Raw genomic sequence first — 13,876 nt, 5'->3', positions numbered from 1 at the left:
TGCTTAATTGTTTTTGTGGATGCGGCGCATTGTCAAAAAGGATATGCCAATGGCTGGCGCGGGCGGAAAGCACGACCTGATGTTGGCAAATGAGTAAAGATTTTCACAGTGGAGTGTATGCGTTTGGGCCGCAAAGGTCTGTTTTGATGCTTCGAAAGGTGGTCGGCATGGTTATTAATGCAAGCCACGCGATGTGGCCGCAAATGCCGGCCGGCAAACGTATCGTGCTATGGATTCTAAAAAGGTGGTGATCGTAGGCGGAGGTTTCGGAGGTATCAACCTTGCCCAGAAGCTATCCCGGAATAAATCGTTTCAAATTGTGCTGGTGGATAAGAACAACTACAATTTCTTCCCGCCATTGCTGTACCAGGTGGCGACCGGTTTTCTGGAAGCTTCCAACATCAGCTATCCGTTCCGCAAGTTTTTTCAGGACAAGCCCAATCTCCGGTTCAGTCTGGGAGGCTTTGAAAAGGTTTTTCCGGAAGAAAAGAAAATAGCGACCGAAAGCGGCGATATCTACTACGACTACCTCGTATTCGCGACTGGTACCGAAAGCAACTATTTTGGCATGGAGAATGTGCGGAAAAATGCGGTACCCATGAAAACCGTGCAGGACGCGCTCGCATTGCGGAATCATATTCTCAGATTGAAAGAACAAGCCACCAAAGAGACCGACGCTGCTGTCCGCAGAAAGCTGCTTTCTATTGTGGTGGCCGGTGCAGGCCCGACCGGCGTGGAAGTATCGGGAATGCTGGCGGAAATGCATAAGAGTATTTTCAAAAAGGATTATCCCGAATTGAAAAGGGAAGAAGTGCAAATCTACCTCGTAGATGCGCTGCCCGTGGTATTGAATCCAATGAGCAAAAAATCGCAGGAGGAAACGCTTGCGGAACTTCGTGGGCTGGGAATACAGGTGCTGCTGGATCACGCGGTAAAGGATTATAACAACGGAATCGTCACATTTGCCAACGGCAACACCATCGAAACCGAAACGTTGATCTGGACCTCGGGTGTGACCGCTACCGCATTGCCCGGCTTGCCCGAGGAAGTTTTCGGCAAGGGCCGGCGTGTACTGGTGGACGCTTATAATCGAGTGAAAGGTTTTGAGGATATTTTTGCCATCGGGGATGTGTGTCTGATGACCGCCGACGCAAAATTTCCGAATGGGCATCCCCAACTCGCCCAGGTAGCCATTCAACAGGGGAGGAACCTGGCATATAACCTGTCCCAATGGCAGGAGGGGCGTTCGCCGAAGGCATTTGAATACAAAGATAAAGGCACGATGGCGATCATCGGCGTCAACAAGGCGGTGGCCGACTTGCCGGGCTTGCATTTCAAGGGCTTTATCGCTTATTTTCTGTGGCTCGTGGTACATTTGTTTTCGCTGATCCGCTACCGGAACCAGGTGAAAACCCTTTACAACTGGATGGTCGCATTCTTCACGCGGGACCAGTCCCTGCGCTTCATCCTCGATTCGAAACCGGAAAAGCCGGTACATTGACCGCAACCCTCAATTGAATGTCGTTAATTTCAGTCTTAGTTCTCTATGATCCAGACAATTGCTGATCCCTCCCGATACCCCTTCGAATGGCTCGACGTAACGGCCCCCGATGAGGAGGAGTTAAAGCTGCTCAGGGGAAAATACGGGCTACACGCCTCATCGATCAAAGACTGGCTGCAACCCGACCATTTGCCAAAATACGAGGATGTAGGCACTTATGTATTCATTATTTTCAGGATGCACAGCGAGGAAGTCGGGACTGAGGCGGATACCGTCGCCGAGTTGACCAACAAGCTGGCGATTTTCATGACTAAGGACAGGGTCATTACCATGCACAAAAAGGATTGGGGCGCGCCGGAAGTCATTCGTAAGCAGCAGGTTGACCAGCATTCGTGCGAGGATACGGTACACCTGGTGAACGAGATCATTAAAAGCTGCATTGCCACCTACGAGGCTCCGTCGCTGAAACTGACGAAGGATATCGAGTACTATGAAGAAAACATGTTTCTCAAAAGACGTAAAGCGTCGCTTTTGAAAGGTTTGTATTACCTCAGACGAAGAGTGGAGGTCACGCGGCGTATTCTGATGCTCTCCCACGAAATTGTAGACAAGATAGATGTGCCGGGCCATTCCAATACCTATACACGCGACACACGGGATTTGTACGTGAAACTGCACAATATTTATGACACGCTATTTGAGAACATGAACCACCTGGTGATGGTCTACTTCTCGATTTCCTCCCAGCGAACCAATGAGATCGTGCGCGTGCTCACCGTGTTTTCGGTCTTTTTTATGCCGCTCACATTTATTGTGGGTATTTACGGAATGAACTTCGATTTTATGCCTGAATTGCGGCTGAAATGGGGTTATCCGGCAGTAATGATCCTGATGGGCGGGATCACTTTCGGGATTTATGTGTGGTTTAAACGGCGTGGATGGTTGTAAGAAGTGGCATAATTGCATTTAACCTCTATTTTTGCCTCCCTATTGTCCCGAATCTATGAACCGAACCTTTACCAGACACGCATTTTCGTCGTTAGCATTAGTTTTCATTGTCTTTTTACGCCCATTCGGTGCCCTTGCGGCCATTCCCAAGGCGCCCACCACGCTTGTAGCGGTAGCTGGTTCCGCAAGCCAGATCAACCTCGGGTGGCTGGACCTTGCCACGGACGAAACGGGGTTTGAGGTAGAGCAATCCACGGATGGGACGAAGTTTGTAAAAGTCGCCGATCTGGCTGCCAATACCATTACATATCAGGATAAGTCGCTGAAACCGGCCACCAAATACTGGTACCGCGTGCGCGCCAGGAATGCTTCCGGGGCGTCGGCCTATTCTAATGTCGCCAACGCTACAACACTGGTAGTCATCACGATTCCCAAAGCGCCGACGGCTCTCGTGGCCAATAGCGCCTCTTCCACACAAATTAATGTGAGCTGGACGGATAATGCGAACGATGAAACCGGGTTTGAGCTCGAACGCTCAACGGACGCATTGTCATTTACCAAAATCGCCGACCTAGGGGCTAACGTAACGACCTACCAGCACACGGGTCTGGCACCGGCAACACGCTACTGGTACCGCGTACTTGCGAAGAACACCGCCGGGAAATCGGGCTATTCCAATATTGCGAATGCGACCACACGTGACGTAGTGCCCAACGCGCCTTCGGGCCTGACGGCCACAGCAATTTCGGCTTCGCAAATAAATTTGAAATGGACCGATAATGCCAGCAATGAGAGTGGTTACCAGGTAGAGCGCTCGCAGAACGGGACTACTTTTACCAAAATCGCCGACCTGGCCGCTAATGTGACCAGCTACCAGAGCTCTGGTCTGTTGGCTGCGACTGGTTATTCCTTCCGGGTACGGGCCGTCAATGCGGTCGGGCCTTCGGCATATAGCAACACCAGTTCAGCCACAACGCAGAATATTCCGGTGCCTGATGCGCCTGCAAATCTGACAGCGGTTCCTACTGCGCCGGACCTGATCCAGCTGCGCTGGGCGAAACCGTCCGCCAATGCAACCGAAATCGTCATCGAACGTGCGAAAGGTGAGGGTAACTTTGTCCCGATAGGCAAAGTAGCTGCGACCGTGCTGCAATACGAGGACCGGACAGAGCTCGAAGCTGCCGACTATTTTTACCGCATTAAGGCCGTGAATGCAGGGGGAGAATCGCCTTACAGCTTGCTGGCGATCGTGCGCGCCGCTTCGATCATCACGGCGGTGGAGACCCCGCAAGCGCGGTTATTGATTTATATGACAGGTCGGACGCTTGTTGTCGATCTTAACGGGGCCGCAGAGGCGAAGGTATCTGTTTATGATCTTGCGGGGCAGGTTCATAATGTGAAGAAAGTCAGGCAGGAGGGACGCGTTGACCTTAGTCGGCTTCCGGCGGGCATTTATGTGGTTGTAACCGATATGGGCAAGGAAGTAATATCGAAGCGAATATTCCTTTATTGATATATCCTGAACCTAAATTTACTGACCTCTATGAAATGCTGTTCTTTGAAGCCGTTTTCGGGCTTCTCTTGCATAGCCCTTGCCCTGTGCCTGCTCATTTCCGGCGCTGTTTCGGCGCAAAAAAAGAAAAAATATATTGTGAACGCCTACGTAGGCGGGTTCCGCGGGCTCGTGAATGTGGAGGAAATAGATGCTGAGAAGCTGACGCACATCAACTATGCATTTGTCAATGTGCAGGATAGCATGGCCGTCCTTACCAACCTCGCTACCGATTCCACCAATTTCAGGAAGCTGAATGGACTTAAAAAGAAAAACCCGGACCTGAAAATTATCATATCGATCGGCGGCTGGGCTTGGAGCGAGAACTTTTCCGATGCCGTGCTGACCGAATCTTCCCGTTTGAAATTTGCAAAATCCAGTGTCGACATCGTGCGCCGGTACGACCTCGACGGCGTGGACATCGACTGGGAATATCCCGGTATGCGCGGCGAGGAAGGTAATATTTTCCGCCCCGAGGACAAGCAGAACTTTACACTGATGTTCAAAGCACTGCGCGATGAACTGAATTTGCTGGAAAAAGAAAAGGGTAAAAAATACTTGTTGACCACGGCCGTGGGCGGCTCGAAATCATTTATCGAACACACTGAAATGGCCCTCGCACAGGTGTACCTCGACTATGTGCTGATCATGACCTACGATTATGGCGGCCGGAATGGCACGGTGGGGCACCATACCAACTTGTATGACTATGATTCGTCCGGCGAAGGCTCATCCGCCGATCGCTCGGTGAAGAATTTTATTGCAGCGGGTGTACCTGCGGGCAAGATCGGGCTCGGAGCGGCCTTCTACGGCAAAGGTTGGGAAGCCGAAACAGTTGATAATCATGGATTAGGCGCAAAACGCGTGAAATCCGTGCAAGGAGGCGGTTATACCAAGCTGAAAGACACCATTATCGACCAGAATGGTTACAAAAAATACTATGACAAGAAGGCCAAAGCGCCGTACCTGTTCAACGATTCCACTAAAGTGCTTATCACCTACGAAGATGAAAAGTCGGTCAAAGGGAAATGCAAGTATGTGAAAAAGAACAAGCTCGCGGGCATATTCTTCTGGGAGTATTTCAATGACCCGAAAGAATACCTGATCAACGAAATCGACAAAAACCTCGACTAGCGCGCTACCAGCTGCAGCAGATCGTCCCTGGTCAGTGACTTCAGAATATCGGAATCTGTTTTGATCAGATCATTGGCCAGGTCCTTCTTCGTCTCCTGCAATTCCATGATTTTTTCTTCGATCGTGTCGGGGCAGATGAGCCGCACGGCGATCACATGCTTGTCCTGCCCGATGCGGTGTGAACGGTCGATGGCCTGGTTTTCAACGGCCGGGTTCCACCATGGATCGATCAGGTACACGTAATCGGCTTCGGTGAGGTTGAGGCCGGTACCGCCGGCTTTCAGCGAAATCAGGAAAACGCGTACGTCGGGGTTGGTTTGGAAGCTTTCCACCCTCGCTGCCCTGTCCCGCGACTGGCCGGTAAGGTACTCGTACCCGATACCGCGATTTTCCAGTTCGGGCCGGATAAGGTCGAGCATGGAGACGAACTGTGAGAAAATCAGGATCTTATGCTCGGGTGCTTTGTTTTCGATCTGCTCCACAAGCGTGTCGATTTTGGCCGATGCATTGCCGTAAAACTTTTCGTCGCGAAGCAATGCGGGCGAATCGCATATCTGGCGCAGCTTGGTAAGCCCTTGCAGCACATGTAATTGGGAGCGCTTGATATCGCCTTCGCTGGTGGTATTGAGGTAAGTGTAGAATTCCAGTTCGTAGGCATTATATACGCGCCGCTGTTCTTCGCCCATTTCACAGTAGATCACCATTTCCGTTTTTTCCGGAAGTTCCGACGCCACCTGCTGCTTGGTGCGCCGCAGGATAAACGGATTCACCCGCTTTTGGAGCTCCGCGGCCCGCTCGGCATCCTTGAAACGGTCAATCGGCGCCGAGAAATGGTTACGAAACTGCGTTTTGTTGCCCAACAGGCCGGGACAGGCGAACGAAAGCTGCCCGTACAAGTCAAAGGTATTATTCTCCACCGGCGTACCGGTCATCACAATGCGGTTGCGGGCATTCAGCAGCCTCACAGCTTTGTAGCGCTGTGATTCAGGGTTTTTGATGGCCTGCGATTCGTCGAGGATGATGTAGTTGAAATGGTATTTCTTTAAAAAATTCACGTCCGAAAGCAGCGTACCGTAAGAGGTTAGTATTATTTCATAATTGTCGAAATCGGTAATATCCTTCACGCGGTCGGCACCGTAAATGGTAAGCATCCGAATGTCCGGTGCGAACTTGGCGACCTCGGCCTGCCAGTTGAAAACCAGTGAAGTAGGCACGATGATCAGGTTTGTGTTCCGTATCTGTTTTTTTCTTTGCAACAAAATGAATGCGATGATCTGCAAAGTTTTACCCAAACCCATGTCGTCCGCCAGGCATCCGCCGAAATTGAAATCGTCGAGAAAATTGAGCCAGTTGAGGCCCTGTTTCTGGTAGCCCCGCAGGCTCGCTTTCAGCTTTTTGGGCACCGGCACCGGCTTGATCGAGTCGAAATCCGTGAATTTGGATTCGTAAAACGCGATCTGCTCCCGCGCCTCGCGGTCGAGCATTTCGGCGTCGTACATATCATGCACCGCCGCGAAGCTGATTTTCGGCGTATGGATTTCCTCCCCCACAATCTCGCCGACTTCGAAGTACCTGGCAAATTTTTCAAGCCACTGTTCCGGTAAAATACCCAATGTTCCGTCGCTCAGCTCTACGTACTTGTTGCGGTTTTTAGCAGCCTTATGCAGGTTTTTAAGTGTCACTTTCTGCGACCCGAACTGCACGGTAGCCGTGGTATTGAACCAGTTGATGCCGCTGTTAACGTGGATCGAAACCTTTGCCTTGTTTACATTCAACCGGTTTTTGGTGAGCTGGTTGAAGCCGAGGATCGTAATGCCCTGGTTTTTCCATTCGTCGAATGCGTCGGGAAACCAGTTTTCGTCCAGGAATCGGGCTCGGTGCAGGTAAAAGAAATGCTTATCCTCGATGCCTTCTGTAAGCTGGTACTCGAAATCCGGGTGCTGGCGCATCATGGCGGCCATGTAGCGGAGCTCCTCTTCCTGGTCACGCTTCACAATGAACGGGTTGCCATGTCCGTCGACAGAATAAATGTCGTTTTTCGTGTACAGCGGCACTTCCACGTTGCCATACTTTACGACCGGCGTGATGAGCACGTAATTGCCAAAATCTTCCAGATAAATGATCTTTTCCACGCGTCCATCAAAGCCCTGTTCCTCGCGTTGCGCAGGCGTAGCGGGCTTTACGTACGTGTAGGATATGCGTATGCGCGGGGGAAGTTTGGCGAGCAGGTTCTGGCGGAAATCCTCGAATTTGGTTTCATGGATGTAAATGCGCTGGTTGTGCTGCCTGAAAAAATACAGCACTTTCAGAATGTCTTCGCTTTCAATCAGGTGCAGCGAATCTTTGTATAATACGAAATAATCGTAGCGGATCTCTACATTTTCAAGATCGAGGTGAACACTATCAATGATCAACTGCCCGGAAATGCGGAAAAACGGGTCCTTTTTATCGATCGTCAAATGCACATCCACATCCGACTGAGCGAGTTTCACGGGCACCAGCGAGCCTGCATTTATATTGTCGGATATCAGCTGGCTATGGTAGTAAAAATCCAGTTTGTCGGGATTTTTGAGCACGGCACGCAGGCCGGCGAGGTCGGTTTCCGGGTTTTTCTTCCTGAAATTATTGCTGAACGACGCAATGGCCGTGTAAAACCGCGACAGGTCGTGGTCCTGGGTTTTCCAGAGCTGCTCCAATGGATTGAGCTGCACGAACGGGTTTTTCAGCTTGCCTTCCCGTGTTACCGGCGCGTCGTACATTTCCAGATAAAAGTGGTCGTAATACTTGTTAAGGCCGATCGCGACGATGGTACGGGTATTGGCGTCGGTGGGTTTGGCCTCGGGTAAATGCCGCGCAGGATCCGAAAAAAGCTGGTCCTGCATAGCCGAAACAGCGGCCTGGTTGATCGGGATAAGCTCCTTGATGAGCGGCAGCACGCGCAACTCGCGGTTGACATATTCGATCGTAAAGTATTGGTTGAGATCGGGTTCGGCTTCCATGCCGTAGTCGGCGGCGAGGGCGCGGAGGCGGTCGTTGCGGATGTTTTTGTCGAAAAACGCGCGGAAATCCCTGCGGTTCATGATATTATACAGCACCTGCACCTGGTGTTCGCAAAGCTTGCGTTTGGGACGGGTGCATTCGCAGTAGAGGTTCACCATGCGGTCGTTCTGCTTCACCACCACCTTGAAAGCCTCGCCGCCCCATTGAATCCGGAATGCGGCATAATCCACCACCATATCGTCGGGCTGGATTTCGAAATAGCCCCGGCGCTCGGTAGCGGGCATGTCGGCGCTGTGGTTGAGAATGTGCGTCGTGGAGAGCTCTGCGAGGTTAAAATCCAGGAAAATATAGTTATGCTGGCTCGGTGCGGCCGCCACGGCTGGTTCATTCTTTTTCATAAGGCAAATTAACAACTGCGGTTACGTTTGGCACCATTATTTTGCAAAATTTGCGTTAATGAAAAATCTGATCTGCTTCCGTTTCTTCCCGCTTGCCGTTCTTGTTATGCTGCTGATAACTGCCCCTGCATGGGCACAGGATGTTAAAACCGATACTTTGAAAGTTCTTCCAGCCGATTCGGTCGCCGCTCCGAAACCCGACACTGCTGTATTACCGCCCCGCGTGCTCATCGACACGATTCGATACCGGCTCATCGGCGACGGCAATTTTACGAGGGGGAATGTCAACCGGAGCCTGATGGTCCTGCGCGCCGAATTGATTTTCAGCGGGCCGGTGATCAACATTGCCACCAATCCCCGGTTTACCTACGGAAAGCAGAATGGCGTCCTTGCCGAGCGCGACAGCTATGTGGATCTTTTTGTGGATGTTTTTAAAAAACGCAAAACCTATGTTTTCGGCCTGGCCGCATTGGAAACCAGCAATCTGCGCCGGATCGATCTGCGGCAAATGGCCGGTGCGGGGATAGGCTACCGGGTGATCAGAACCAAGTCGCACGACCTGAGCCTTACCGACGCGCTGCTCTACGAATCGACCAACTTTTTTGAAAAAGCAACTGTAACAACCGTCCGGAACTCGTTCCGCATCAAAGGGAAGCATTCATTTTTATCGGATAAATTCCGGTTCAATCACCTCACATTCATTCAACCGGCTTTGAACGACCTGTCGAATATGCGTTGGAATACGATCCTTTCGGCTGAAATGCCGCTCAACAAATGGGTCACGCTGCGGACAAGTTTTGAAAACTCCTACGAGAGCGTGGTGGAGGTTGGCCGCAAGCGGACCGATTCGCGCATTACTTTTGGGATTTCGGTAGGAAATAAATAGACGATTCCGGTACCGCGGTTGTCAGGGAGAGAGGCGTAGAATATTGTCCATATCACCAGCACATTATATCTGTCCAAAATGTGCTTTATTAAGTATTCACTACATTCCCAATCGAGCAATGAGAGACCAACAGGACAATCGCCGTGACTTCCTGCGCAATTCGCTTTATTCAGCCGCCGGCCTGGCGATGTTTCCGCAACTGACCCCCAATGCATACGGGTCCATCAAGACCGTCGTGGCCGAGCAGCCCTTTATACCGGTAGCACCGTCCCGAATCAAGTTTGCGGTGATCGGAATGAACCACGGCCATATTTACGGACAAGTGGAGGCGGTAACGCGTGGCGGTGGGGAGCTGGTTTCGTTTTTTGCCAAAGAAGCGGACCTCGCCGCCGCATTTGCCAAACGCTATCCGAATGCAAAGCAAGCTAAATCGGAGGCGGAAATCCTCGACGACAAATCGATTCAACTCGTGCTCAGCTCGGGCATACCTGACGAGCGCGGGCCCCTGGGCGTACGCGTGATGAAGGCTGGCAAGGATTATATGGTAGACAAACCGGGCCTTACCACCCTTGAACAGCTCGCAGAGGTGCGCAAAGTGCAGAAAGAAACCAAGCGCATTTATTCGATCATGTACAGCGAGCGCCTCGAAAACCGCGCTACCGTGAAGGCCGGAGAGCTCATTAAAGAAGGTATTATAGGTAAAGTGGTGCAGACGATCGGCCTGGGGCCGCACCGGATGAATGCGAACACGCGCCCCGAGTGGTTTTTTGACAAAAAGCGCTTCGGCGGTATCATATGCGATATTGCTTCACATCAGTTTGACCAGTATTTGTTTTTTACCAACTCCACCAAAGCGCAGGTAGTAGCCTCGCAAGTAGGTAACGTCAATCACCCGCAGTATCCCAAATTTGAAGACTTCGGCGATGCCATGTTGCGCGGAAACGGGGGCGCGGGTTATATCCGTGTAGACTGGTTCTCGCCCGACGGTCTGAAAACCTGGGGCGACGGACGCCTTACCGTGCTCGGTACCGAAGGCTTTATCGAGATCCGCAAGAATATCGATATCGGCGGCCGCGAAGGCGGGAATCATCTTTTTGTGGTAAATAATAAAGAAACAATCTACGTCGATTGCAGCCAGGTGGAGCTGCCTTATGGCCGCCAACTGGTGGATGACGTGCTCAACCGCACCGAAACGGCCATGTCGCAGGAGCATTGCTTCCTGGCGACGGAACTGTGCCTGAAAGCGCAGAAGAACGCGCAGAATGTTTCGATGGTGAGCTAGTGCAACAATCCCGTTCCTGATCACTTTTAAACACTTCACAAACTATGATACGCAGACTGATTTTCATTTTCGGATTAATGGGTGCCCATGCCGCTTCGGCGCAAGGGCCCGTCAGTAACGTCGACCGTGATATTGTCTTCAAATCGGTGAATGTGATCCCGATGGACCGCGAGACGGTTTTGAAGGATCAGACAGTAGTGGTCAGGAACGGAAAAATTATTTCCATTGGCAGTAACGCGAAGCCTGCCGTAAATGCATTGGTGGTGGATGCCAAAGGTAAATACCTGGTGCCAGGTTGGTCGGAAATGCATGCCCACGTGCCCGCGATCGACGATTTCGGGCCGATGAAGGATGTTCTGACGCTCTACCTGGCCAATGGCATTACGACTATCCGCGGAATGCTCGGCAATGCCAAACATCTCGAACTGCGCGAGAAAGTGCGGAGCGGGGAAGTGCTGGGACCGAATTTCTATACCACCGGCCCGGCATTCAGCGGACAAACTGTGAAAACAGCCGCCCGGGGCATTGAAATGGTGAAGGAAGAAAAGGCGGCAGGGTACGATTACCTGAAACTGCTGCCCGGGCTTACGAAGGAAACCTTCCCCGGCATTGCCAAAACCTCCAAAGAGCTTGGTATCGGCATGGTTGGCCACGTTTCGTTTGCCGTCGGTGTCTGGGCTGCGATCGATGCGGGTTATTCTTCGATCGATCATCTCGACGGATTCGTGGAAGCCATCGTGCCCGGTACTGACACGCTGGCCGAGCAGGAGACCGGCCTTTTCGGGACCTGGATCGCCTATGCCGCCGATACCACACGTATTCCGAAGCTGATCAAGGGTCTGAAGGATAAAAACATTCGTGTAGTGCCCACGCAGGCCATTGCCGAACGCTGGCTTTCGCCGCTGCCTGCTTCTGCTTATGAAAATGATCCGGAATGGAAATATATGACCGCCGAAGAAAAGAAGAACTGGTTGAATGCGAAAAGCAGTTATGTCAATAATCCCAAATTCAACAAGGAGCGAGCCGAGGCATTTGTGAATATCCGCCGCAAACTGATTTTGGCTTGCCAGAGGGGCGGCGTGCAGCTCATGCTCGGCTGTGATGCACCACAGGTACTGAATGTGCCCGGCTTTGCTACCCACCATGAATTGAAATACCTCGTAGACGCCGGACTGACGCCCTACGAGGCATTGAAAACGGGTACTGTGAATGTGGCAAGCTACCTGAACAAACCCAATTCAGGCTCGATCAAGGCCGGTAATGTGTCCGACCTGGTGTTGCTTGCCGCCAATCCGCTGGAGAACATCGGCAACACCAAAACCATCGAAGGTGTGATGATCGGTACGAAATGGCTCCCGAAAAGCTTCCTGGACAGCGAGCTGAAAAAGATTGAAAAATAGCCGCTATTCTTCGTAAATCATTTTGCGGGTCATGCCGCCGTCGATGATCAGATTGGCGCCGGTGATGAAATCATTTTCCGGGTTGGTCAGATAGAGGCACGCTCTTGCAATGTCGTCGGGCTTGCCCACGCGTCCGGCCGGGTGCTGGGCATGATCAGAGGATTTAAGCTGACTGTAATCGCCGGTTTCGATCCATCCGGGGCTGATCGCATTCACATTAATGTGATCGGGGCCGAGCGAGATCGCCAATGCGTGTGTTAATGCCAGTATCCCGCCTTTCGAAGCCGCATATGCCTCCGTGTTGGGCTCGGACATGAGTGCCCGTGTGGACGCGATGTTCACGATCGCCCCCCTGCCTTGCGTACGCATCACCCGCGCGGCCTCACGTGCGCAAAGAAAACTGCCCCGCAAGTTGGTGTTCAATACATAGTCCCAGTCATCCACTGCAAGGTCATAGGGGGATTGGGTACGGCCCAAACCGGCATTGTTAATCAGCACGTCTATTCTTCCGAACGATGTCTTTACCTGCTCGACACCCGTCACGATTTCGTCTGGATTGGTTAAATCGATGACCAGGGAACTGGATACGAAGCCTTCCTTTTCCAATGCTTCCTGAACAATCCGAAGCCCCTTCGGGTCGCGGTCCCATAATGCTACGCTTGCCCCTTTTCGGGCGTAATGGGTAGCTATCACGCTGCCGATGCCGTTTCCGGCACCGGTTACGATTACTACTCTGTTTTGATAGTCGTTCATGATCAGGATAATGCTTTGAAGTCTGCTTCGGATAACCGGATGTTTCCTCCCTGCAGATTTTCTTCCAAATGTTTCAACGAGCTGGTGCCCGGGATCAGCAGGATATTCGGGGCGCGTTGGAGCAGCCAGGCCAACGCGATCTGCGCGGTAGTGGCGTGGTGTTTCTCGGCAATCCCTGAAATTTTGTGTTTCAACTTTTCAGGTCCCGACGCAAGTGGGTACCACGGGATAAAGGCCATTCCACGCGCCAGGGTGTAATCCAGTACGTCTTCCCATCGCCGGTTGCCCAGGTTGTACAGGTTTTGAACCGAGACGATCGGTATTGTTTTCTCCGCCTGTTTGACTTGATCCACATCCACTTCCGATAATCCGACGTGCCGTATTTTGCCCGCTTTCACAGCATCTACTACCGGGCCAAGGGTTTCCTCGACCGGGAAGCGCGAGTCGATGCGGTGCAGCTGCCACAGGTCTATCACATCTTTTTTCAATCTTTTGAGGCTTCCGTCAATGGCCTGGCGGATGTGCTCAGGATGGCCATTCACACGCCACTGGTTCGGGCCGGTGCGCTCAAAGCCGCCTTTGGTGGCAATGAGCAGGTCTTTGGGATAGGGAGAAAGCGCATCGGCAATGAGTGTTTCATTGGTATATGGCCCGTAGGAATCCGCAGTATCGATGAAATTGACGCCTGCTTCAACCGCGGCGCGGAGCACCTTCTTTGCATTCTCCCGGTCGGGCGCGTCTCCCCAAACTCCCTGGCCGGTAAGCTGCATTCCGCCATATCCCAGACGGTTAATCTCTATTTCTCCGCCGATTCTGAAAGTAGCGGCATGTTGACGATCATTATTCATATTGATTTGCAGTTAAAAGTCACTTCATAGGAAACTGTCGAAAGTTGCTTTTCATTCAAGGAAGGAGGGGGATGTCGCATACTCATTTTTCAGAAAGCAAATGTCACGCCAGGACTAGTAGGAGGCCATCGGCCCGAAAACTTTGGCACGGTTTTGTTCTTTTCAGACTAAAAC

Annotated in this window: 10 protein-coding genes; 7 read left to right on the top strand and 3 right to left on the bottom strand. The window is 51.8% G+C overall.

Annotation, left to right across the window (positions count from 1 at the left end):
* Positions 1 to 229 precede the first annotated feature (229 nt).
* The 4 genes from AC2YIT_RS13575 to AC2YIT_RS13560 are packed head-to-tail and all read left to right on the top strand — an operon-like array spanning position 230 to position 5,135.
* Positions 230 to 1,501 (top strand): NAD(P)/FAD-dependent oxidoreductase, encoded by a 1,272-nt coding sequence (locus tag AC2YIT_RS13575; protein ID WP_487279514.1) that lies wholly within the window; start codon positions 230 to 232, stop codon positions 1,499 to 1,501.
* A 45-nt stretch (positions 1,502 to 1,546) separates the two neighbouring features.
* Entirely contained in the window at positions 1,547 to 2,449 is a 903-nt protein-coding gene (locus tag AC2YIT_RS13570; protein WP_487279513.1) for a magnesium transporter CorA family protein, read from the top strand.
* 55 nt (positions 2,450 to 2,504) lie between these two features.
* Complete coding sequence (locus tag AC2YIT_RS13565; RefSeq protein WP_487279512.1) at positions 2,505 to 3,962, top strand: fibronectin type III domain-containing protein; 1,458 nt, start codon at positions 2,505 to 2,507, stop codon at positions 3,960 to 3,962.
* A gap of 30 nt (positions 3,963 to 3,992) precedes the next feature.
* Positions 3,993 to 5,135 (top strand): glycoside hydrolase family 18 protein, encoded by a 1,143-nt coding sequence (locus AC2YIT_RS13560; protein WP_487279511.1) that lies wholly within the window; start codon positions 3,993 to 3,995, stop codon positions 5,133 to 5,135.
* Here the strand turns inward: AC2YIT_RS13560 and AC2YIT_RS13555 are convergent.
* Entirely contained in the window at positions 5,132 to 8,533 is a 3,402-nt protein-coding gene (locus AC2YIT_RS13555; RefSeq protein ID WP_487279510.1) for a DEAD/DEAH box helicase, read from the bottom strand. The two genes, AC2YIT_RS13560 and AC2YIT_RS13555, sit on opposite strands and share 4 nt — an antisense overlap.
* A 58-nt stretch (positions 8,534 to 8,591) precedes the next feature.
* On the opposite strand from AC2YIT_RS13555, the gene AC2YIT_RS13550 reads away from it, so the two are divergent.
* The 3 genes from AC2YIT_RS13550 to AC2YIT_RS13540 all read left to right on the top strand — a co-directional run bounded on the left by AC2YIT_RS13550 (position 8,592) and on the right by AC2YIT_RS13540 (position 12,101).
* On the top strand, positions 8,592 to 9,419 hold the full coding sequence (locus AC2YIT_RS13550) for a DUF481 domain-containing protein (RefSeq protein ID WP_430845862.1): 828 nt from the start codon (positions 8,592 to 8,594) through the stop codon (positions 9,417 to 9,419).
* Between the two features lie 118 nt (positions 9,420 to 9,537).
* Entirely contained in the window at positions 9,538 to 10,701 is a 1,164-nt protein-coding gene (locus AC2YIT_RS13545; protein WP_487279509.1) for a Gfo/Idh/MocA family protein, read from the top strand.
* A 44-nt stretch (positions 10,702 to 10,745) separates the two neighbouring features.
* Positions 10,746 to 12,101 carry an amidohydrolase family protein gene (locus AC2YIT_RS13540; RefSeq protein ID WP_487279508.1) on the top strand — a complete coding sequence of 452 codons (1,356 nt, stop codon included), beginning with the start codon at positions 10,746 to 10,748 and terminating at the stop codon, positions 12,099 to 12,101.
* Positions 12,102 to 12,104: 3 nt separating this feature from the next.
* On the opposite strand, the gene AC2YIT_RS13535 is transcribed toward AC2YIT_RS13540, so the two are convergent.
* Complete coding sequence (locus tag AC2YIT_RS13535) at positions 12,105 to 12,854, bottom strand: SDR family NAD(P)-dependent oxidoreductase (RefSeq protein WP_487279507.1); 750 nt, start codon at positions 12,852 to 12,854, stop codon at positions 12,105 to 12,107.
* Positions 12,855 to 12,856: 2 nt separating this feature from the next.
* Positions 12,857 to 13,702 (bottom strand): aldo/keto reductase, encoded by an 846-nt coding sequence (locus AC2YIT_RS13530; protein WP_430845866.1) that lies wholly within the window; start codon positions 13,700 to 13,702, stop codon positions 12,857 to 12,859.
* Positions 13,703 to 13,876: the final 174 nt, after the last annotated feature.

Source organism: Dyadobacter sp. SRI_021, from assembly GCF_057586235.1.
Note: the sequence above shows the minus strand (reverse complement) of the source record. Positions and strands in the feature narration are given on the sequence as shown.